The following is a 23,742-nucleotide window of genomic DNA, read 5'->3' as shown; positions in this document are numbered from 1 at the left end:
AATGTGCAAAATGAACAATTCCAGGGAAGGCACTTTTACGTGCCCTTCGGGGAATTCGTTCATTTGCACATGCAATATTATTCTTTTGCAAACAGTATTTTAAAATGTGCGGCATTTCCATTCCTTACACCTGCCAGGAAACCACCGACAACTTTTTATTTTTGATACTCAAAGCTCTCTTTCACCATTTCTGCGGTATGATAGCTTTCTCCCTCTTCTTTCGGTGCTTCTCCATAGGAAAAATCCAGTACTTTTCCGTCATGGTATACCGATATCCAGTAACCTTCATAGGTAAAATCTCTGTCATACAGATTGAGTGTAATTTCTACTTTGATGGCAAACTGATATCCTGCTTCGGTTTCTTTGCGTTCTACGGTATCTGAAAGTGCAGTGATATTACTGTAACCTTCCAGTTTTTTGGCAAGAAAATCGGCATCACTCATCTGTTTCAGGGAATCGGCATCCTGATCTGTCTCGGTATCGGTAATGGAAAAGTAGGCGGTGCTTGGCACAACAACGCAAAAGCGATCGTCGGTCGTCCAGTCGGTGAGCGGCAGATAGAGGCTGTCTTCTCCAATCTCATCTTCTTGTTTGTTTGCAAAATTATCCGGATTCCAGAGGGCGGTCGGCAGATTTACGGAAAAGGAGTAATCTTCAAATACAAGATTCTGATAAAAAATGCCTTCTGTCTGGGAAACCGTTCCTGCTTTTACTTTATATCCGAGAATTTCTTTTTCTTGCATCCGGCTGTTCTCTGTCTCTGTTTCCGTATTTTGTTTTTCAGATGCTTTGTTTCCTACTGCTCCGCATCCGGTAGACATACTGCACACAAGTGCTGTAATTGTTAAAACTGCAACAAGTTTTCTTTTCATATATTAATTTTCTCCTTATTTTTTACGTTTTTTCTTAATAATCTGTCAGTGCGGCTGCTTTTCAAAATGTGGAGCAGCTTATTTTGCTGTCGAACAGGCAACAAAGAAACGGGAAGCCTCCCCCCCGTTTCTTCCGAACATTTTATATTGTTTATAATCTTACTGTTTTTCCATTATCTTTATCAAATGATATCCCGTTCAAATTCCTTTTTAACCTTTCAGTCTCAGAGATATGAATCTGAGTCTCAAAGTTTATAACTTTTAGAAAAATGCGATTTTCTCTGCTGCATACTGCATGATCTGTGCTGCATCGTTTGTGTCTACACTCCCGTCTCCGTTTACATCGGCACTTTCGGATGCTGCATCATCCAGTTCACTCAGCTCTGCTGCATATTTCAGGAGTTCTGCACTATCGCTTGTAGTAACTTCGCCGTCGCCATTTACATCACCTTTCAGTCTTGCATCTGCAACTTTCAGGGTCAATGTCTTAACTGCTTCGTCTACTGCACTCTGTACTGCATCGTCGTTATTATAAACTTCTTTTGCTGCTGCGAGCACTTCGTCCAGACCTGCAATGGTAGATGCTGTGTAGCTGGATTCTGCTGCAAGAATCTCTTCTGCTTTTGCGATCATTGCTTTCAGAGCTGCTTTGTTGCCTTTCAGTTCCAGTCCTTCGATTGCTGTGATGATATCGCTGTATGCATTCTTGATATCGGTGCTTTCTTTGTCTGCATTGCTGATGACTTCTTTTGCTGCCTCAATTGCTTTTTCCAGTGCATCCAGGCTGTCTTTTGTATAGTTGCCATCCAGCAGATCTTCTGCTGCTTTTACCAGATTTTCAAGAGAACTTACATCGGCTCTCTTTGCCAGAGCTGCGATTTCTGCAAGAACTTTGCTTGCTGCTTCGTTTACTTCTTCCTGTGTTGCATCTTTGTTTTCCAGAACTTCCTGTGCTGCTTTTACTGCTTCACTCAGAGCTTTGGCATCGTCTTTATAGTTGTCTGCCTGAGCCAGAAGGTCTGCTGCTGCCTCGATTGCTGTCTGCAGATGCAGTTTCTGTACTGCACTTTCCAAATTCTTGAATGCTGCAAGAAGGTTGGTTGTTGCTTTATCCAAATCTGCTGAAGTTGCATTTTCGTTTGCTCTTACTTCTTTTGCTGCATTCAGAGCTTCTTCTACTTTGCTCCAGCTGTCTTTGGTATACAGGCTGGAATCCTGTTTTTCGATCAGGCTGATCAGACGGTCAAGACCTTCTCCTGTGATATCTTCTGCACTCGGATTTTTCTTTTCCAGAGCTGCGATTGCATCTGTCAGAGCATCTGTCAGACTGTCGATGCTGCTCTGATCGTCTTTTGTGAGGTCTGTTCTTGCCAGGAGTGCTTCTGCTGCTTCTGCAAGATTCTTCACGGTTTCTGCTGTTACATCTGTGTAAATGCTCAGGTCTTCCGGTACTGCTTCCAGAATGGCTTTCAGTTTGCTTACATCTGCCGGATCTTTTGCTTCTGAATCGTTGGTCAGTGCGTCAATGGCATCATTCAGAGATGCTGCGATGCTGTTAACAACGCCCTGTTTTTCTTCGGTTGCGTTGGTCAGTTTTGCATAGTCGCGGATTGCTTCTGCTGCTTTTACGATTGCTTCCAGAGTATCTGTGTTTTCGTATTTGCTCAGATCTGCCGGAACTTTTGCCAGTGCATTGTCGATACCTGTCAGATCTACATCTTCTTCTGCGATCGTGATAGACTGTTTCAGTGTCAGATCATCGGATGCTCCGCCTGCCATCAGAGTACGTGTGCCGTCTGCAACGATCCATTTATCTTTTGTGCCGTCTTCTCTCTCGGTCAGTTCAATGGAATCATCCCAGTAAGAGAGCATATGTTTTTCTACGGTCATGGTTGCTGTCTTGGTTTCACCCGGTTCGATATCTTCTACACGGTCAAATGCTACCAGCTGTTTCTCTGCTACCTGTACGTTGCTTGGTACTTCTGCACCGTCATCGATATAGAGCTGTACAACATCGTCACCTTCCACTTCACCGTTATTGGTTACATCTACGGTTACGGTGTAAGTAAAGTCACCGTTATCTACAACATTCATATTGGAGTAGTCGAAATCGGTGTAAGATAATCCATAACCAAACGGATACTGATATTCTGCTCCGTCTTCGGAATCATACCACTTGTAACCGATGTTCAGACCTTCGTCATAATGAGCAGTGTAGCTCTTCTGGCTCTGATCACCTGCACGGTACTTGTTGTAGTTGTTTCCGGATGAGGAATCTTTATCATAATAGCCATAAGTTAACAGTGTATCGTTGTTTGTCTTTGGCAGAGATACGGTCAGTTTACCACTTGGGTTTACTTTACCGGTCAGGATTTCTGCCAGAGCCGTTCCTGCGGCCTGTCCTGCATAGAACGGGCAAACCAGTGCGTCTGTGTCATCAAGCCAGTCTCCCTCGAAAGAATATCCGCTTCGTCCGAAGGTTACCAGTACGAATTTATTTCCTGCAGCTTTTGCTGCTGCCTGTACCTGTTTGATCTCATCCAGTTCATCAAGAGAAAGATCGTAATCTGTCTGGAATACCGGACCATGTCCTGTTGCACCTGTTCTTGTGAACATAACAACTTTTGTATTTGGTTTGGAAGCTGCTTCGATTGCTGCATTCATGTCTTCTTCTGCTTTGGTCGGTGTGATCCATCCAAGTTTGACACCCTGATCACGGTAACTGGAAGACTGCTGTGCTGAAACGGTAATCTTATATTTGTTTCCTGCTGTCAGTTTTACAGATGCTGTCTGATAATTCAAACCTTCTGTTGTATAGTAATCCCATGATACGCCATCGCTTGCTTTTGCACTGGAGGATACTTCATCATCGAGACCTTCTACTTTCACTTTTGCAGAACCGCCGTTTGTCTGAATAACAAACTTATATGTTCCATCTGAAGGTGCTTCGATATAACCGATCCATTCTGCTTCTTCGCCATCTTCCAGGGCATTTCCTGTCTCATCGTTCTGGAAGGATCTTCCGTTTGTAGTGGTTACCAGATGTACATCATCCACTACAGTCGTATTTACTGCGGAACCTGTTTCCGGTGTTTCTGAATCTTCATCGCTCAGAACAACTGCGGTATCTGTGTTATCTGCACTCTGCGGAGCACCTGGACCTCCTGGACCTCCTGGACCTCCTGGACCTCCCGGACCTCCTGGGAATCCACCGCCGCCTCCGCTTGAGAGGTCGCCTTCTACGATCTTGTCGGTCATCTTCCAGCCTTTTTCTGTCATTTCTTCATCGGTATATACATTCGGAATGCTGACACCATGGATATCATCCAGAATGTAACCGTTGATGTTTGCATCTTCGCCGGCAATTTCTTTTGTAGACTCCAGAGGTGTTGTCATATACTGCAGAACACCAAAGGAACGCTCACCGCCGGTACCGCCGATCAGGTTGGTTGCACCGTATCCGATGTAAGCAACGCTGTTGTCACCTGTGTAATCGTCTTCTGTCAGAGGAAGTGCATCGTTTTCATTCTTCAGAAGTACAATACCTTTCTCTGCGATTTCTTTTGCTACTTCATTGTCTTCTTCGTACAGACCGTCTGCTTTATCCTGGTCATAAGTACGCTCAAATTTGATTCTGCTATCTGCGATGTTATCATAATCAGAGGACCACTGTCCGAATTCGTCTTTGACTGCACGGGAAGTATCCTGTTTTACATATCCTTTGCCGTCCAGTTCTACCTGATTGAGGTATCCGGCTACACCAAGAGAATACAGTGCATGTCTTGCTGCAGTATCCAGATCGTCCATCGTCAGATAGCCCTGAGCTACTGCGGAACGGAATGCTTTGTCGATGCTTCCTGCACCGCTCTGTGAAATATCGGTTCCAAGGATCATAGATAATTCTTCTTTATCAGCACCCCAGTCCGGAACCATGGAGCCTTCCCAGTTCCACATGTCTCGAAGGATTTCAACCTGCAGATGGTAGTTGGAAGATACATAATAACCATTCATACGGTTGTAAGTTCCCATGATCGATGCCAGGTTTGCATCTTTTGCTGCTTTTTCAAACGGATACAGGTAAGCGGTATGTAACGTCTGTTCTCCGACTCTTACCCACAGAGAAGTATCACCGTCTGTTGAATATGCACCGATGTGTTTTGCCATCGGGATACCGCCTGTTGATTGGATTCCTTTTGTCTGTGCCGTTGCCAGCATTGCAGTCAGCAGATAATCTTCACCGAACGTATCTTTGGATCTTGCCCAGTGTGTTGTTCTGCTCAAATCCATCTGCATACCAAGCTGCCATCCGGAACCGATGGAAACCTGCTCACGTCCAAGTGCTTCACCGTATTTCTGAACGGCATCTTCGCTCCAGGTCTGGGAAGCTACCAGCTGCAGTGGGAAGTTTGTTGTCTCTACATAAGTATCTGCGTCACTTGTGCTTGTACTTACACCGGAAGGACCATCATGCATACGCGTCTCAGGAACGCCAAGTCTTGGAATACCGGTCATATAACCTACACCGTCTCGTGATTCCGGGTCTTTGTTCATGGATACCATGTGGATCTTCTCGTCATAGGTCATGGAAGCGATCAGGGCATCCAGTGTTTCTTCCAGTTTGTCACCTGTCATGGATTCCATATCACCTTTGTCATAGGAATCTTCGTAGGTTGTGTCTTCCAGCTGTACGTCTGCGGACTGTTTGAATGTGTCATCCACGTAGTCTGTCTGCGTGTTGAATTTCACAGCAGAACCATCTTCATTCTTTACCGTTCCATTTTCACCAAAAACAGTTCCTCCGACTCCACCATCGTTTTTCAGATTGGCTTCTGTGTACTCATCGTTCTGTTTTGCCATGGTTACCAGTGCACCGTTGGAAAATACCATACTTCCTGCCAGTGTAAGGGCAAGCATTTTTCTGACTTTCTTATACTTCATTTTATGCTCCTTTCTTTCCCCGGCTGCCTTCGCAGTCCGGACATCTTTTTTTGTGCCTCTTTAAGATGTCTCCATTATAGGAAAAAGAAAGGGGTGATTCCATGTGTTTTTCTTTGACGCAGATAGAATTTTCTTTGGTCTTATTTGAATTTTCTTCGGGCTTATTCTTTTTTCACATAAATTTCCCATGGAATCCAGACATAGTTTCCGTCTGTATCTGCATCTTCAATGCAGTCTTCCAGCTTTTCTCCATTTTTTACTGCTTCGACCATTTCTAGCAGTGTTTTCGCATACAGTTTCTGGTCTGAGCAGACGTTTCCCAACATTTTTCCATCATCCACCGCTTTTTTCGCTTCATCGGTACCATCTATTCCTGCGATCTTTATATTTTTCAGATACTGTTTCTGTTTTTTCTTTTTCACCTCTGTCTGTTTTTTTTCAACAGCCTCCACTGCACCGAGTGCCATCTCATCGTTATTGGCCAGCACCAGTTCTGTATAAAAATCCTCCTGACCAAGCCATCGCTCCATCAGTGCTTCTGCCTGTGTCCGGTCAAAGTTTGCACTTCCGCCTTCAACTTTCTGCAGTTTCATGCCGCCTTCTTCCAGGGCTTTGACGACGTATTCTGTCCGGATCGCCGCATCCTGATGGCCACGCTCCCCTTCCAGAATCACATAAGAAACTACACCATCTCCGTTGATATCGATGGAAGATGGATCTTTTTTCCAGGCATCCAGCACGATCTGTGCCTGTAGTCTTGCGGATTCTTTTGCATCTGAGCCAAGATAGTAAGCTTTTTCATACCATTCGATATCCTGTTCTACCGGCTGGCGTTCAAAAAAGATTACCGGAATATCTGCATCTTTCGCTGCACTGACGATACTTCCGGCACTGGTGCGGTCAACCAGATTCGCACAGAGCACATCGCATTTTATATCGATAAAGCGTCGGATCTGACTGTTCTGCAAAAGTTGATCTGCCGCTGCATCCTGCATTTCCAGCTCCAGGTTGTCAAATGCCTCTTCCGGATCCCGGACAACCGTAAAGACATTTTTGATAATAGAGCCGAGAAAGGCATCTTTTTCATTATACAGAGCAATCCCTACTTCTGTCTTTGTCTTTTCGGTTTCCTGCGTTTTCTGGCATCCAGAAAGACACAGCATCACCGGAAGCAGCAGTACGACCATCTTTTTTATTTTTTTCATTCTGCCCTCTCCCCCTTATTTTCGCGGAAACAGCATATCTTCATACTTTTCTGAAAAAATCTCCTGGTTTCCAATGGTATAACTTTCGAGTGTCTGCTCTTTTGGTCTCTTGTTATTCTCAACGATTTCCATTGCCTGCATAATCGCCTGATATCCGAGATAATATTCCGGTACAATATTTACCGCCTGGATTTTTCCCTCTTCCATGAATTTCAAAATCTCACGGTCGTATCCAAATCCATACAGAGGAAATTTTGTATTTTCTTTTACCTGAATTTCTACCATTTCTTTTAAAATAGATTCGTTCATGGATATCAGTACGGCATTTTCTCCGGAATCTTTGATTTCAGAAATACGGTTTCGAATTTCTTCTTCCGAACGCTCCATACAATTTGTCACCTTTGCCTCTTCATCAAGACCGATCATTCCTTCATCCTGTTCCAGCTTTTCATAGGCACTGCCAAACACATAGATATGGGAATTGTCTTTTTGCTCTTCCAGAATCCGTCTGCCGAGCAGTATGCCTCTTTGCTTTTCATCGGAAGAGAGATTGCACAGACTTCCTTTTGGATTTTCTTTTGCATTGAGACAAAACAATTTTCCCTGAGTATCTGCTTTTTCGACTACGGAAGCCAGAATCACATTGGAATCACAGCGAACGATCACCATATCTTTTGTTTTGCACTGTTCTTCCAGTTTTTCTTTTATGGTGTCAGCATCGGTTCCAAACAGATTAAGATAATAAACCTTTGCACTCTTTCCTTTCAGGGCTTCTTTGATTCCTGCTTTAAAGTTTTCGTATTCCACTTTCTGATCATCATCCAGGGCAACTGTGATATTGTACACTTTTTCCTGATCTTCATTGAAAATCAGATTGGTAAAGACAGCAAGCATCAGAAAAGCAAGTACTAAAAACCAGATACAGACCAGCATCACATTTCTTTTTTTCATATCTCTTCCTTTCCTCATCGCACTACCGGGATCCGAACGGTCACACTCGTTCCTTCATCCGGTTCTGATTCAATGAAAAGTCCGTAATTTTCGCCATAATACAGTCTGATTCTCTGATTTACATTTTTGACTCCGATACCGGAATGACCGCCTTCTGCCTTTGCCTCTCCGGCAAGCAGGCTCTGCACTTTATCTTCTGTCATGCCCCATCCATTGTCCCTGACGCACATTAGAAGATCCTCTCCTTCCAGATGGCTCGTGATCCAGATTTCGCCTTCATCTTCCATATGAATGATGCCGTGTGCGATGCTGTTCTCAACCAGCGGCTGCAGCACCAGTTTCAGTGTGGTCAGTGTTTCGGTTCCTTCTTCCATCTCTATATGATAAGTGAACTGATTTTTGTATTTCAGATTCTGGATGTAAAGATAACTCTTCACATGTTCAAATTCTTCTTTGACGGTAATCACATTTTTTCCTTTGCTCAGACTGATTCGGAAGAATTTTGCCAGCATCACGACTGCTCTTGCCGCTTCTTTCGGTTTCTGGTTTTCAATCATCCATACGATCACATCCAGTGTATTATAAAGAAAATGTGGATTGATCTGCGACTGCAGTGTATCCATTTCCAGTTTCCGCTTCTGTTCATGTTCTTCATTAATATTGCGTATCAATTCCCGAATTCTGGCCGTCATCTGCATCAGTGCTTCACCGAGCCGGTTAATCTCATAGATACCGGATTTTTCCACGGAAATATCCATATTGTTGCTCTGAATCTGCTGTACTGCTTTTTGCAGACTTCGAAACGGGCTGGTCACAAAATACGATACCAGCATATTCAGCAGTATCAGGATTGTCACAAAACTCATCGCCATCAGAAGATAAAACGAAATGGCACGCCCTCCGGTCTGTTTCCATGCCGAACTTTCTTTTTCTGTCACAAGCATCCATCCGGTATAGCCGATATTCTGCACGGAAAAATACGTTCCATCCTCTTTGCGTCTTCCATTTCCCGAAAGTGCTCTGCGGCTGCAGGCTGCTTTTTCTTCTTCTGTCAACAGCCACTTCTGAGGATGATAGACGATGTTTCCATCACGGTCTGTCAGATATACGCTTTCACCACTTGCCGTATCTTCCATTACCTGTTCAAGCCCGCTGTATTTCAGACTGACCAGCAAAACTCCTTTTTCCTGACTGCTTCCTTTCGTCAGCAGTACCGGTCTGCACATGGCAAGTGTCCATTTATAATTTTCGGTCCCACTTTCAAATAAATTCTGCACATGCGGTGCATAAAAAGCAATATTTTCACTCCTTTGCATGGCATCCTGAAACCATTCTTTCGAGGTGACATCTGCTTCTTTTTTCTTCACTGCTGCCGGAACGGTAAAGACAACTTCGCCGTCTGCATCAAAAAGTGTGATGTTTTCCACGGCAGATTTACTGCTGTCATAGAGCAGTTCAAATGCTTTTGTCATGTCGTGGACCTGATAATCCACATTCATAATAACATCATAATAAACAGCATCCGACAGCTGCATTATACTTCTGAGCCACGAACTGATCCCTGTATTAAAACGATAACTGTCTGCTTCCACTTCCTCCATCATCTGACTGTCCGTCCGACGTTCGAACATCTGCAGTGCAAAAATCCCGATCAGCAGTGCAATGATCAACGATGCACACATGCAGGCAACCGTCACAACATAACTTAAGCGAAATTCTTTTCTCTTTTTTCTCTTAATGTCCATTCTTACGGAACCTGCTCGGCGATACGCCATATGTCTTTTTAAATACACTGCTGAAATAATAAGGATCTGTATAACCGACCTGCTGTGCGATCACATATGTCTTTTCTTCGGTCCGGTTCAGAAGCTCCGCCGCTTTTTTCATGCGGATACTTCTGACATAAGCCACATAATTTTCTCCGGTTTCTTTTTTGAATATGGTCGAAAAATACGACTGGCTCAGATTCAGCTGCTCGCAGACAATCTCCACGGAAAGCTCCGGATTCATGTAATTTTTTTCCACATAAGTCTTGGCTGTCTGAATGATTTTTCCAGAATTCTGGGCACGTTTTTCTTCGAGACAGATGCGGATTTTCTGACACAATTGTATAAAAAATTCCTGGATTTCTTCCCTGCTCTTCATATGCATGAGCATTTCATGCCCGTTTTCTTCATAACCAAAGAAACGGCGTTCATCCAGATGATACTGCCAGATCAGCTGTGACAGACAGTTGTAAAGTTCTGCAATATAATTCTGATACTGCCGCCAGCTGATGCGGACACCATCCATCTTTCCAAGGAGACGTCCCACTTCTTCAGCAATTTTTTCTTTTGTTCCGAATTTTACTGCCCGGATCAGTTCATTTTCTTCTTCACTGCCGAATAGTAGAATATCCTGTCCTTCCGGCTCCACATCCTGTATATAAATGCTTCTTCCTCTTCCCATGATCATACGGTAGCCAAGAGCTTCTCTCGCCTCGTAAAGTGACATCGGGAGTTGTTCCACGTTCTTTTTCTCTGTTCCGACTCCGACTGTGATCACAAAGGAAAATAATTTTTCACCATCTTTTACAAGGCAGTCCAGAGTTTTCAGCAAAACTTTGAGGTTATGCTCTTTTTTCAGTGCAAAACACACACCGATTTCTTTTTCCATCGGAAAGAGATCGTAGGCATAATTTTCCGTGAAAACATTCTGGAACAGCTTTTCCACGCAGAGATAGACTGCACTCTCGCTTATTTTTTCTTTTGTGCGGATGCTTAAGAATGCCCCGACCCACCGGTCCGCCTTCAAAATCAGAATACCCCGCTTTTCGGATGCCGCCAGCGTTTCTTTTCCCATCTTGGTTCTCTGCATCCATTCCTGATAAAACTTCTTTTTCTGGAGTGCTTCTTTTTCCTGATAATTTTCCTGTATCTGGCGAATATCTCGCAACCGGTCAAAACTCTGATCCAGCGTTCTTTTGATTTTTTTCAGGATTGTCATCATTTCTTCTTTGTCTACCGGTTTTAATATATATTCTTTTACACCGAGGCGAATTGCCTGTCTTGCATATTCAAATTCTCCAAATCCGGAAAAAATAACGATTTCTTTTCCCGGATATTCTTCTCTTACTTTCTCAATAAACTCAAGTCCTGTCATAAATGGCATCTGGATATCCGTGATGATCACATCTGGCTCATAAATCGCCATTTTTTCCAGTGCATCTTCTCCATTCTCGGCATCTGCCACGACTTCAAACCCCAGATCTTCCCATGGAATCTGAAGTAAAATACTCTCGCGTACTTCCGCCTCATCATCTACCAGCATAATTTTATACAAAATACTTTCACCCCCGCTGTAACTTTTACAGATATTTCAATGCTTCCCTTAAATTTGCCGCCGGAAGCAGGCGGATTCCTTCCACTTTCCCAATTGAAGGCATGGAAACTGCCGGCAGAATGATCGTCTCAAAGCCCAGTTTTTTTGCCTCTGCCACTCTCTGTTGTGCCATGCTGACGGCACGGATCTCGCCGCTCAAACCAACTTCTCCGAATGCCAGTGTTTTTTCGTCAATCGCAATGTCTTTGTAGCTAGAGATCAGTGCAAGCACGATCGCCAAGTCGATCGCCGGCTCGTTCATGCGGATCCCTCCCGCAATGTTGACATAGGCATCACAGGTTGATAAATGCATACCGATGCGTTTTTCGATCACAGCCATCAGAAGCCCGACTCGGTTGTAGTCGGTGCCGGCTGCCGTCCTTCTTGGCATCGCAAGATTGCTGCGGCACACAAGTGCCTGAACTTCTACAAGAATCGGCCTTGTTCCTTCCATGGAACAGGACACGATTGATCCGGATGCTCCCTGCGGCTTGCCGCTTAACATATATTCCGATGGATTTTTGACTTCTTTTAATCCGCTCTGGCACATTTCAAAAACACCGATCTCGTTGGTAGAGCCAAATCGGTTCTTGACGCCGCGAAGGATGCGGTAGGCTGCATGGCGGTCACCCTCGAAATACAGCACGGTATCAACCATATGCTCCAGAACTCTCGGTCCTGCGACAACTCCTTCTTTTGTCACATGTCCGACAATAAAAATGGAGATTCCCATACGTTTTGCGATCTGCATAAATACAGAAGTAGCTTCTCTTACCTGCGATACACTTCCCGGTGCGGAGGAAACGTCTTCCTGATACATCGTCTGGATCGAATCGATCACTACAATTTCCGGCTGCACACGCTCGATCACCCCCTGGATCGTCTCAAGGCTGGTCTCACAGAGCAACAGCATTTCCTCTCCGAAACTTCCGATTCTGGACGCTCGCAGTTTAATCTGCTGAAGCGATTCTTCACCCGATATATACAATACTTTTTTGCCTTTTTCTGTAAGATTTTTGCAGACCTGCAAAAGAATGGTTGATTTTCCGATACCCGGATCACCGCCGACCAGAACCAGCGATCCGGCAACAATGCCTCCGCCAAGCACACGATCCAGCTCTTCAAATCCGGTCGCTGTGCGTATCTCGCTCTCTGTCTTGATCCCGGATAATTTCACCGGCTGTGCCTCATGTATCCTGGCCGCCAGGCTCTCTGTTTTTTTACTGCTTTTTCCCGTCTTCCCGGTCACGACGGTCTCCTCGACCAGTGTATTCCACTCTTTGCACGCCGGACACTGTCCCAGCCATTTTGCAGACTCATAACCGCAGTTCTGACAGAAAAAAATTGTTGATTTTTTTGCCATGTTCCCTCCTTCAAAGAACACTGCCGATTCTTTCCGGCAGATATTTCTGTTTTGTTTTTCTCGTCATCACAGCAAAAAGGGAACGTCCGTCCCGACGCTCCCCTTTTTCTTATGCTGAGAAGATTCTCAATTTTTATAATGATTCTTCATAATTCAAAACACTTGCTGTCAGAATCAGATTATTACATTTTTTCGATGCGAACTGCCGCACTTTCTGTGCTGTCAAGCTCTACGCTCAGTACCAGTTTTCCGCCGAGGTTTGTCTTCATCTCGCCAACTTCCTTATCATCGACAAATACCTGATAGCTTGTCTCCTCTTCCAGCTCTACGGTAATCTGTGCATCGGTCGGGCACTCTACGGTAAAGCTCATACCATTCTCGGTCGCTTTCAAATGGCTGACTGCGGTTCCCGGTACGGATTCGTAAACAAACATGCCATTTCTCTCAAGCTTTGTGATCTCCTTGAAAGTTTTTACTTTATACAGATCGCCGTCATGCTCAAAATCGGATTTTTTGGATTTGGCCGGCAGCTCATAATTACCAAAACTGATCGTTCCATCTGCTTCTGTGCGTATCAATTCACTTACTACTGACATATCTATGCCCTCCTGGTATTCTCTTTTGTCGCTTTATCCCACTGTCAAACCAGCTTTCTTTCAAGTCCAATGCACGAAAACTCAGTGTATGATTTTGACTGGATTTGCTGATATTCAAATCAAACGCATGTGAAAGTGTTCAACAGTTATGGGATTTCTCCTCGACTTTTGTCTTATTTTACCATAATCGAACTTACTTATCCAGAGCTTTTTCACTTTTCACAGAAAATTTAATTTCTTCTTTAGAAACGCCAAGCAGTACTTTATCCCCTGCTTTTACCTTGCCCTCCAGGATCTCTTGTGCCAGTGCATCTTCTACTTTCGTCTGGATCGCACGTTTCAGCGGTCTTGCACCGTATTTTTCATCAAAGCCTGCTTTTGCGATCAGTTCTTTTGCAGCACTTGATATCTTCAGTGTGATATCCATCTGCTCTTTGCAGCGTTTTGCGAACTGCTCCAGCAGGATCTCTGCGATCCTGGTGATATTCTCACGGTTCAGTGCATGGAAGACGATCGTCTCATCGATACGGTTTAAGAACTCCGGTTTGAACATCCGGCGTACCTCTTCCATCACACTGCCTTTCATATATTCATAGTTGTGCTTCTCATCGTCCACCGATGCAAATCCCAGCTTTTTCGGGGAAATGATCGACTGTGCTCCGGCATTGGAGGTCATGATGAGGATCGTATTCTTGAAATCCACCTGTCTGCCCTGAGAATCGGTGATGTGTCCGTCGTCCAGCACCTGAAGCAAAATGTTAAATACATCCGGGTGTGCTTTTTCAATCTCGTCAAACAGGATCACGGAATATGGATTTCTGCGGACTTTCTCAGAAAGCTGTCCACCTTCTTCATATCCCACATATCCAGGAGGGGAACCTACCAGTTTTGAAACACTGTGTTTTTCCATGTATTCGGACATATCAACGCGGATCATGGCGTCTTCACTTCCGAAAACGGTCTCTGCCAGTGCTTTGGAAAGCTCGGTCTTACCGACACCGGTCGGACCAAGGAACAGGAAAGAACCGATTGGACGTTTCGGATCTTTCAGTCCGACACGGCCTCGTTTGATGGCTTTGGCAACAGCAGTTACGGCCTCATCCTGACCTACAACTCGTTTATGCAGTGTAGATTCAAGCTTTAAGAGGCGACCGGATTCTTTTTCTGTCAGGCGGCTGACCGGTATTTTCGTCCATACGGCTACCACATCTGCTACATCTTCCTCGCCAACTGTCAGTTTCTTGCCGGAACGTTTGCGATCCATCTTTTTCTGTTCTTTTTTCAGCTCTTCTTCTACTCTGATCTGTTCTTGTCCAAGATTAGAAGCCTCTTCAAAATCTCCGAGAACGATGCTCTCTTCTTTTTCTTTTAAAATCTGCTCCAGTCTCTGCTGAAGCTTTTCAAGCTGCTTCGGTACCTGATATCCTTTGAGCTGCTTTCTTGATGCTGCTTCATCCATCAAATCGATCGCCTTATCCGGAAGGAAACGGTCGTTGACATAACGTTTGGAAAGTTTCACTGCTGCATCCAGGGCTTCGTCGGAGATCCGAACACCATGGTGTTCCTCATAGTATGGACGGATTCCTTTTAAGATTTCAAGCGTCTCCTCCTCGCTCGGCTCTTCTACCATAACCGGCTGGAAACGTCGCTCCAGTGCCGGATCTTTTTCGATGTATTTTCGGTACTCCTCGATCGTGGTGGCACCGATCAGCTGGATCTCTCCTCTGGAAAGGGACGGTTTTAAAATATTGGAGGCATCCATGGCTCCTTCTGCTCCGCCTGCCCCGATGATCGTGTGCAGCTCATCGATAAACAGCAGCACATCGCGGCTGTCCGTCACTTCCTGGATCACTTTTTTGATGCGTTCCTCAAACTCGCCGCGGTATTTGGAACCAGCAACCATGCTCGCCATATCCAGTGTGACCACGCGTTTGTTCTGAAGCATCGGTGGAACGGCTCCGAGCACTATCCGCTGTGCCAGCCCTTCTGCGATCGCCGTCTTGCCGACACCCGGCTCACCGATCAGGCACGGATTGTTCTTCGTCCTGCGGCTTAAAATCTGCAAAATACGCTCGATCTCTGCGTCACGGCCGACGATCGGGTCCAGCTCGCCCTCTGCTGCCATCTCTGTCAGATCACGGCTGTACTGATCCAGCACCGGAGTCGCACCGCCGTCCCTTCTTGCCTTTTCTTTCTGTGCCAGCTCTTTGTACATGGACTCCTCAATCCCCATCGCACTAAGAACGCTGAGGTAAAGTTTGCGGATATCGATCTCCATCGTGTGCAGCAGTCTGGTTGCCACGCATTCCGTATCTTTTAAAAGTGCCAGAAGCAGATGCTCCGTCCCCACTTTTTCCATATGGAAGAAATCCGCCTCATGCACGGCATTCTCAAGAATGATTTCGGTCCTTGGCGTATAGTCGGTCTCTTCTGTCAGGGTATCTCCCTCTGATGTGATCAGATTTGCAACTAAAGTGCGAATCTTGACGGTGTCTGCACCGGACTCTTTTAAAAGGATCGCCGCCGTGCCTTCGCCTTCTTCTAAAAGTCCAAGCAGCAGATGCTCGGATCCTATGTATCCATTTCCATTATTTTTGGCTGCCTTTTTTGCCAGCTTTAATACTTTTTCTGCATTTTCTGTAAAACGCTCACGCAATCTTATCGCCTCCTGTCTTTCTTTTTACAGACTTGATGATGTCAGGGTCAAAAGGTCGTTCTTGCTTGCAAGATAAGACATTTGAACTTAGGACCTCAACATCATTTGATCATAACGGCTCGTATTCTGAGAAAATCTCATCAACCAGCTCATGCACTTCGTCTGCTGAAATATTTTTGCAGTGTGCTTTTGCCAGAATAACTCTGAGATTTTTCTTAATTTCATTTATTGCTTCCATTTTATCAACATCCAGTGCGATCACGGCTCCCTTTCTCCGGTCTATTGTCAGAAATCCTTCCTGACGCAGCAGAGAATATGCCTTGTTAACCGTGTGCATGTTGATGCCGATATCGCCCGCCAGCTGCCGGACGGACGGCAGGGAATCTCCCTCCTGGATCACAGAAGTTGCGATCCCGAGAATGATCTGATTCCGCAGCTGCATATACAACGCTTCTTCGCTCTGAAAATCAATTTTTATAACCATAAAGCCACCCTCTTTTGTTGTCTTACCAAAGGAATATCCTTCGATATACAGTAAAATTCGAGTCGGAGCGTATATTCCGACTAAGACAAATGCTGCAAAGCACTTGTTCTCTTTGCAGCACATTTGTTATACATATGGTAGCATATATAGCTCATATAGTCAAGTTATGGCTTTCAGTCGAACGCACATGCGATCCATGCGGTGTTACTGCCCTGAAAACAGCGGCAGCAGATCTTTCATTTCCCCGATCTTTGCTGCATATTCTGTAACGTTTCCAAATCCATAAGAAGCAAAGATAAACGGCACGCCTGCTTCTTTGGAGGCGTCGCAGTCCCCTTTGGTATCTCCGATATAAACTGGTGCTTTCAGGCTATTTCTTTTCACCAGAAGGCGGATATTTTCACCTTTGTTCTTTCCGGTATTTCCGAAACACTCGATATCTTTTATGTACGCCTCCAGCTGTGTCTTTCTTAAGAACTGTTCAATGTAGCCGCACTGACAGTTGCTGACAATATAAAGATCATATGTTTTTGCAAGCTGTTTTATGACTTCCCGGACATCCGGATAGCAGATATCCTGTTGATTTTCTTCCAGTGCCTCTTCTTCATAAACGCAGCATTTTTCCAGAATGGTTTCCTGCACTTCTTTTGAAGCCTCCGGAAAAAGGGATGCTGCGATCACGGACATGGTCTTTCCAAATAACTGTTTTAATTCTCCCGCTGTTACGATGCGGTCTTTGATACCACATTCCAGAACTGCCTGTGTCCAGGCCTCAGCCACGATCGGCGTGCTGTCCCAGAGTGTTCCGTCCACATCAAATATGATTCCGTCTGTATACATAATCTCTCCTGTCTTCGTAATCCCCGGCCTGCAAAGCACAAAGATCACGCATGATTCCTGCATTTTTATTTGCCTGACAATGCATGCTGCAGTTGTCAGAAGATACTATACGCTTTATCATACGCAATCTTCTGCAAATAATCAAGCACTTTCCCCGCTCACCCCGATTGCCGGAACTGCCGCACATATTTCTGTCTGCTGCGTCCTGCTGTTGTAATACATGGTCAGTGTCAGATTTACCCGGGTTGTCCCCTGCCTTACACTCTCCGAAAAACAGGGACTGTAGGCATAAACCGTATACAGATTCCCATCCTGGTTTTTGATCACGGTTCTGGCATGCATATCTTCCAGCAGCTGTTCTGCGATCGCTTCTTTTTTCTCTTCTGACAGATTTCCGAGATAAAACCCTTGCACTGCCACACTGCTTCGTTTGCTTTCCATCGTTTCATCCAGAACGTTCTGCATTTTCGTTCTTAAGGTCTGTGCCTCTTCAAATCCGCCGCCGGGAATAGTCACGTTTGCATACAGGCTCTGTCCGGTGATCGCCCCTTTTTCTCTCCAGGTGACAAGACGCAGCACAGTATCGGCGTTTGCCCCTTCTTTTTGCAGTACGACACTCTGACTGTCCTCTCCGTAGGTACGATAGACCAGAATCTGACTGGAAATACCAAGTGAGGCTGCGATCTGCCGCAGGTATTCTTCCCGGCGTTCCAGCATCTGCACCTGCTTCTCTTTTTTCAGCTTTCCATAGTACTGCACGATACCGCTGCGGTTGTCTGTTCCAATATTCGAGAACGCTGCCACTGCCTCCATCTCTCTGCTTTCCTGTTTCTTTGCCCAGATCTGCAGTCCTGCCGCTGCCCACAGGCCAAAAAACAGAATCAGTCCTGCCCGTTTCAGCCATCTTTGCATCCTATATCCCTCCATTGTTTCCCGAATTTAGTTTCGTCTGTTTTCATTATTTCCCGTCTCTGGAAGAATATACAAAAAAACTCTTTTCGTTTGCTTTTGCAGAACATTTTCATCTCAAGTTAAGTACTGAAAACTTCAGGCAGCAGAAAACCGGCCCGGATATAAACATATCCTGCCGGTTTTCTTATTATTATTGTTATTTTGTTACATGGTCTGCCAGTTCGATACGGACCAGTGCCTTGTGCAGTGCCAGCTCTGCCCGCGTGATATTGACGTTGGACTTATCATTCTGCAGTCTGCGTTCTGCACGGATCTTTGCTTCCTGTGCCCGGTTGCGGTCAATCTCATCCGGCCACTCGGCAATCTCTGCAAGGATCGTGATCCTGTCACCTAAGATTTCCATAAATCCGGTGTGCAGTGCTGCTTCCTTTTTATTTCCGCCTTCTTCGGTGATCGTGGCGATCCCCGGCTCCAGAACGGTTGTCATCGGAATATGGTTCTTATAGATACCAATCCCGCCTTCTACGGTATTCAGCTCCAGAAAACTGGCTTTTCCACTGTAAAATACACGATCCGGTGTAATGATCTTCAGATCAAAAAGATTGTCTGCTGCCATTTTACACCTCCCTATTTCATGCGGGCTGTGACATCATCGATCGAGCCTGCGTTCAGGAAGTAGCTTTCCGGAACGTCATCGTGCTTGCCTTCGAGAATCTCGCGGAATCCGCGGATGGTCTCAGAGAGCGGCACATAACGTCCGTCCAAACCGGTAAACTGTGTTGCCACAAAGAACGGCTGTGACAGGAATCTCTGTACTTTTCTCGCACGGCTCACGACCAGCTTGTCGTCCTCGGAAAGCTCGTCCATACCAAGGATGGCGATGATATCCTGAAGTTCTTTGTATTTCTGCAGGATCTCCTGCACGCCTCGTGCCGTTTTATAGTGTTCCTCGCCTACGATACGTGGGTCCAGAATACGGGATGTGGACTCCAGCGGGTCAACTGCCGGATAGATTCCAAGTTCTACGATCGAACGTGAAAGTACAGTCGTAGCATCCAGATGTGCGAATGTCGTAGCCGGTGCCGGGTCTGTCAGGTCATCCGCCGGCACATAAACGGCCTGTACGGATGTGATGGAACCGCTCTTTGTGGAAGTGATACGCTCCTGAAGAGCACCCATCTCGGTCTGCAGTGTCGGCTGGTATCCTACTGCGGACGGCATACGTCCAAGCAGGGCGGAAACCTCGGAACCTGCCTGCGTAAAACGGAAAATATTGTCGATGAACAGCAGGACATCTTTTCCTGCCTGGTCACGGAAATATTCTGCCATCGTAAGTCCGGTAAGACCGACACGCATACGTGCTCCAGGCGGCTCGTTCATCTGACCGAACACCATGGTGGTCTTATTGATAACTCCGGATTCCTCCATCTCGTGATAGAGGTCATTTCCTTCTCGTGTACGCTCACCAACTCCGGTAAATACGGAATATCCACCGTGCTCGGTTGCGATATTGTGGATCAGCTCCTGAATCAGAACGGTCTTTCCTACACCTGCTCCTCCGAACAGACCGGTCTTACCGCCTTTCTGATACGGGCAAAGCAGATCGACTACCTTGATACCGGTCTCCAGGATCTCGGTAGATGTGGACTGTTCTTCAAAAGAAGGTGCTTTTCTGTGGATCGGTAAATACTCGACGCCTTCCGGTGCCGGCTTTTTATCAATCGCATCTCCGGTTACATTGAAGATACGTCCAAGTGTCTTTTCTCCGACCGGAACGGTGATCGGTGCACCGGTTGCGATCGCTTCGGCACCACGAACCAGCCCATCGGTCGGTCCCATCGCAATGCATCGCACCGTATCGTCACCTAAGTGCTGTGCAACTTCTGCCGTCAGCACACCGCCGTCCGGAGCTGCGATATGGATCGCGTCGTAGATCTTTGGCAGCTTGCCTTCCGGAAATTTAATATCCAGGACCGCACCAATGATCTGCGTGATCTTTCCTTGAATTTGTTCTGCCATGTTTCCTCCTAGTAATGCCGCATATGCTGCGGCAGACGTTTCTATTCAACAGCCTCGGCTCCTGCAATAATCTCGGTCAGCTCCTGCGTGATCGAGCCCTGTCTTGCACGGTTGTACTGCAGTTCCAGGCTTTCCATCATGTCCTCTGCATTGCTCGTAGCTGCATCCATTGCCTGCATACGTGCACCGTTTTCGCTGGCTGCCGCCTCGTTTAACGCTCCGTACAGAAGACTTGCGATATATTTTGGTATAATCATATCCAGGGCTTCTTCCTCGCCCGGCTTGTAGTTCATCGGCGTATTCCGCTCTGCATCGGACAGCTCTTTGTCACTGAATTCCACCGGAAGCAGCTTTAAAAGTTTCGGCTCATGTACCACCGTGTTTTTGAAGCTGGTATAGACAAGATAAATCTCTCCGATCTTCTCTTCCTCGAAATCTTTCAGGACTCTCTGGCTGATCTCCACCGCATCCGAATACAGAGGGGCATTGATCACCTCGCTGTAATCTTCTGCGATCTCATAGCCTTTTCGTTCCAGTGCTTCATGCCCTTTTCGGCCGATGTTATAGATCAGAAGCTCTTTTCCTTCCAGTTCGCCCTGCGTGAGCATTTTCACGATGTTGGAGTTGTAACCGCCTGCCAGTCCTCTGTTGGATGAGATGACGATCACACCCTTTTTCCCCGATTTTCCGCTTTTCAGATACGGGTGTTCCACAATGCCGGTACGTGCAAGCATACTGGTCACCGTGGCATACATATGGTTAAAATACGGTTTGCATTCTTCCGCTTTTTCCCTCGTCCTCTGAAGCTTTACGGTGGAAACCAGCTTCATGGCTTTTGTGATCTGCTGTGTGCTGGCGATACTGTTTCTGCGCCTCTGAATATCTCTCATTGAAGCCATGGTATCATCCTCCTGCTTTCTTTTCCGTCATCATGCTGCTTTATTCAGCTGCAGAAAATTTTGCTTTGCACTCACCGATCGCCTGGATCAGTTTCTGCTCTGCTTCGTCGGAAAGTACCCTGGTCTCTTTGATGCTCTCCGGAATTTCCGGATATTTGGTCTTGATATATTCAAACAGTGCTTCTTCAAACTCCAGAACTTTTTCTGTCGGAATATCCAGCAGATGTTTTCTGGTAGCCGCATACAGGATGATAACCTGATATTCTACCGGAACCGGTGCATACTGCGGCTGTTTGAGGACTTCACGGATACGCTCGCCCTGTGCCAGCTTTTCTTTGGTATCGGCATCCAGTTCGGAACCAAACTGTGCAAAAGATGCCAGCTCACGGAACTGTGCCAGCTCTACTCGGATCGGGGCAGCGATCTTTTTCATTGCCTTGATCTGAGCGGAACCTCCAACTCGTGATACAGAAAGTCCGGCATTTACCGCCGGGCGGAATCCAGCATTGAACATCTCTGTCTCCAGATAGATCTGACCGTCTGTGATGGAAATAACGTTCGTCGGAATATAAGCGGAAACGTCACCTGCCTGTGTCTCGATGATCGGCAGTGCCGTCAGAGATCCTCCGCCAAGTTCATCGGAAAGTCTCGCCGCACGCTCCAGAAGTCTGGAATGCAGATAGAAAACGTCTCCCGGATAAGCTTCACGGCCTGGTGGACGACGCAGAAGTAAGGAAAGTGTACGGTAAGCTGTCGCATGTTTGGACAGATCATCGTAAATGATCAGTACGTCCTCTCCATTCTCCATCCATTCTTCTCCGATCGCACATCCGGAATACGGTGCGATATACTGCAGCGGAGCAAGTTCACTGGAAGTGGATGCTACAACGGTTGTATAATCCATGGCTCCGTTTTCTTCCAGTGTCTTTACGATATTGGCAACGGTCGATGCTTTCTGACCGATCGCTACATAAATACATTTTACATTCTGACCCTTCTGGTTGATGATCGTGTCAATCGCGATCGCTGTCTTACCGGTCTGACGGTCTCCGATGATCAGCTCACGCTGTCCTCTTCCGATCGGCACCATGGAGTCAATTGCCTTGATACCTGTCTGAAGCGGGGTATCTACGCTCTTTCGGTCGATAACTCCGGAAGCTACTCTTTCGATCTTACGGAATTTCCTGCTTGAGATCGGACCTTTGCCATCGATCGGCTGTCCAAGGGCATTGACAACCCTGCCGATCATCTCATCGCCTACCGGAACTTCCACAACGGTGCCGGTAGTCTTTACGATATCGCCCTCTTCGATATTCGTTGCATCACCGAGCAGTACGGCACCTACGTTATCCTCCTCCAGGTTGAGCACCATGCCCCGCACACCATGCGGAAACTCCAGAAGCTCACCCTGCATCGCCTTCTCAAGGCCGTGGATACGTGCGATACCATCTGCAACCTGAATAACCGTGCCCACTTCTGCAACGGACATATGGGAAGAATATCTTTTGATCTCTTCTTTTATCACTGAGCTTATTTCCTCAGGTTTCAAATTCATAAGGTCTTTGCACCTTCTTTCATGCTGTTTTCTTCTCTCAGGCTTCGAGGGAAATTCCCATGAGCTGCAGCCTCAGCTCTTCCAGCCTGCTCTTTATACTGGTGTCAATGACACGGTCTCCGATCCGGATCACCAGACCGCCGATCAGCGTCTTATCCTCGCGGTATGTGATCTCCATCTTTTTGTAGTCCGTAGTATCCAGAAGTCTCTTTTCGATCTTAGTCTTCTGTTCTGCGGTAAGCTCAAATGGAGATGTCACCAGAGCCACACCAATTTTTTTGTATTCTTTCACTTTAGCTGTAAAATATGCAAATATGGCATTTCTCTCGGAAAAGCGTCCCTTCTTCACAAGAATCTGTAAAAATCCTGTCATATCGTCTGAGACGTTTCCCTTGAAACATTTTTCGATAAAATCCTGCTTTTCCTCGCTGCCGATACCCGGATGGCAGAGCAGCGTCTCTGCCTGGGGATTCTGGTCAAGTGCGTTCTCTACGGCACAAATCTCTTCCAGAAACTGGTCACAGCGGTTCTCTTCCACCGCCAGCTCGAACAGCGCGTCACCATATACCTTCGCCGCTACTTTCGCCATGTGTCCTCCCCTATTTCTTTCAGTGTACTCTCTACCATCGTATCCTGAACTTTTGCATCAACCGCACCGGCTACTGCCTTTTCTGCCATCAAAGATGCAAGTGCGATCATTTCTTTCTTCATATCATCTGCAGCAGCTTTACGCTCCAGTTCAACCTGGGCATTTGCTCTTGAAAGAATTCTTGCAGCTTCTTCTTTTGCTTCGGCAATGATCTTCGCTTCGTTATCCAGAGCTTTCTGTCTTGCCTGTGAAAGGATTTCTTCTGCCTCTGCATTGATATTCTGAATTTTCGCATTGTAATCTTCTTTGAGTTTACGTGCATCTGCTTTATCTGCTGCGGCGGTATCCAGATCGTTTTTGATCTTATCCTGTCTCTTTTTCAGGAAATCTCTTGCCGGATTAAACAGCAGATAGGACAGAAACGTAAACATGACAAATACTGCAAGTGCCAGCAGAACGGCGTCGTGAATCAGCTGAGGATCCAGATTAAACAGTCGTTCCAA

At 46.1% G+C, this 23,742-nt stretch carries 18 protein-coding genes; all 18 read right to left on the bottom strand.

All coding sequences use genetic code 11. The features are described 5' to 3' along the window. Positions 1-155: 155 nt before the first annotated feature. Positions 156-872, bottom strand: a complete 717-nt coding sequence (locus LKD42_RS08390) for a hypothetical protein (RefSeq protein WP_248835409.1) — start codon at positions 870-872, stop codon at positions 156-158. Between the two features lie 261 nt (positions 873-1,133). Next, entirely contained in the window at positions 1,134-5,810 is a 4,677-nt protein-coding gene (locus LKD42_RS08385) for a glycoside hydrolase family 3 C-terminal domain-containing protein (RefSeq protein ID WP_248835408.1), read from the bottom strand. 161 nt (positions 5,811-5,971) lie between these two features. Then, the gene (locus LKD42_RS08380) at positions 5,972-7,015 is read right to left on the bottom strand and encodes a galactose ABC transporter substrate-binding protein (RefSeq protein WP_248835407.1); all 1,044 of its coding nucleotides are present in this window, start codon (positions 7,013-7,015) and stop codon (positions 5,972-5,974) included. Between the two features lie 15 nt (positions 7,016-7,030). Then, positions 7,031-7,966 (bottom strand): substrate-binding domain-containing protein, encoded by a 936-nt coding sequence (locus LKD42_RS08375; RefSeq protein WP_248835406.1) that lies wholly within the window; start codon positions 7,964-7,966, stop codon positions 7,031-7,033. 14 nt (positions 7,967-7,980) lie between these two features. Then, positions 7,981-9,711 carry a cache domain-containing sensor histidine kinase gene (locus tag LKD42_RS08370; RefSeq protein ID WP_248835405.1) on the bottom strand — a complete coding sequence of 577 codons (1,731 nt, stop codon included), beginning with the start codon at positions 9,709-9,711 and terminating at the stop codon, positions 7,981-7,983. Continuing rightward, positions 9,701-11,287: a response regulator gene (locus LKD42_RS08365; protein WP_248835404.1), complete on the bottom strand. Its 1,587-nt coding sequence runs from the start codon at positions 11,285-11,287 to the stop codon at positions 9,701-9,703. The genes LKD42_RS08370 and LKD42_RS08365 overlap by 11 nt, the downstream gene beginning before the upstream one ends. Before the next feature lie 25 nt (positions 11,288-11,312). Continuing rightward, positions 11,313-12,689: a DNA repair protein RadA gene (radA, locus tag LKD42_RS08360; RefSeq protein WP_248835403.1), complete on the bottom strand. Its 1,377-nt coding sequence runs from the start codon at positions 12,687-12,689 to the stop codon at positions 11,313-11,315. Between the two features lie 182 nt (positions 12,690-12,871). Then, on the bottom strand, positions 12,872-13,285 hold the full coding sequence (locus LKD42_RS08355) for a hypothetical protein (RefSeq protein WP_022119870.1): 414 nt from the start codon (positions 13,283-13,285) through the stop codon (positions 12,872-12,874). Positions 13,286-13,478: 193 nt separating this feature from the next. Then, positions 13,479-15,941, bottom strand: coding sequence for an ATP-dependent Clp protease ATP-binding subunit (locus tag LKD42_RS08350; RefSeq protein ID WP_248835402.1), 2,463 nt, complete (start codon positions 15,939-15,941; stop codon positions 13,479-13,481). Between the two features lie 109 nt (positions 15,942-16,050). Beyond that, positions 16,051-16,425 (bottom strand): GntR family transcriptional regulator, encoded by a 375-nt coding sequence (locus LKD42_RS08345; RefSeq protein WP_022119868.1) that lies wholly within the window; start codon positions 16,423-16,425, stop codon positions 16,051-16,053. 204 nt (positions 16,426-16,629) lie between these two features. Beyond that, the gene (locus LKD42_RS08340) at positions 16,630-17,265 is read right to left on the bottom strand and encodes an HAD family hydrolase (RefSeq protein WP_173896050.1); all 636 of its coding nucleotides are present in this window, start codon (positions 17,263-17,265) and stop codon (positions 16,630-16,632) included. 141 nt (positions 17,266-17,406) lie between these two features. Then, complete coding sequence (locus tag LKD42_RS08335) at positions 17,407-18,192, bottom strand: YwmB family TATA-box binding protein (RefSeq protein WP_248835401.1); 786 nt, start codon at positions 18,190-18,192, stop codon at positions 17,407-17,409. Between the two features lie 181 nt (positions 18,193-18,373). Next, positions 18,374-18,793: an ATP synthase F1 subunit epsilon gene (gene atpC, locus LKD42_RS08330; RefSeq protein ID WP_248835400.1), complete on the bottom strand. Its 420-nt coding sequence runs from the start codon at positions 18,791-18,793 to the stop codon at positions 18,374-18,376. A gap of 11 nt (positions 18,794-18,804) precedes the next feature. Beyond that, a complete protein-coding gene (gene atpD / locus LKD42_RS08325; protein WP_022119864.1) occupies positions 18,805-20,196 on the bottom strand; it encodes a F0F1 ATP synthase subunit beta in 1,392 nt (463 codons plus the stop codon). A 41-nt stretch (positions 20,197-20,237) separates the two neighbouring features. Then, entirely contained in the window at positions 20,238-21,095 is an 858-nt protein-coding gene (gene atpG / locus LKD42_RS08320; protein WP_147632294.1) for an ATP synthase F1 subunit gamma, read from the bottom strand. A gap of 40 nt (positions 21,096-21,135) precedes the next feature. After that, positions 21,136-22,650: a F0F1 ATP synthase subunit alpha gene (gene atpA, locus LKD42_RS08315; RefSeq protein ID WP_147632293.1), complete on the bottom strand. Its 1,515-nt coding sequence runs from the start codon at positions 22,648-22,650 to the stop codon at positions 21,136-21,138. A 37-nt stretch (positions 22,651-22,687) separates the two neighbouring features. After that, positions 22,688-23,239, bottom strand: a complete 552-nt coding sequence (gene atpH, locus LKD42_RS08310) for an ATP synthase F1 subunit delta (protein ID WP_022119861.1) — start codon at positions 23,237-23,239, stop codon at positions 22,688-22,690. Then, the gene (atpF, locus tag LKD42_RS08305) at positions 23,227-23,742 is read right to left on the bottom strand and encodes a F0F1 ATP synthase subunit B (protein WP_147632292.1); all 516 of its coding nucleotides are present in this window, start codon (positions 23,740-23,742) and stop codon (positions 23,227-23,229) included. The genes atpH and atpF overlap by 13 nt, the downstream gene beginning before the upstream one ends.

It is taken from the genome of Hominisplanchenecus faecis (assembly GCF_020687205.1).
Classification (GTDB): Bacteria; Bacillota; Clostridia; order Lachnospirales; family Lachnospiraceae; genus Hominisplanchenecus; species Hominisplanchenecus faecis.
Note: the sequence above shows the minus strand (reverse complement) of the source record. Positions and strands in the feature narration are given on the sequence as shown.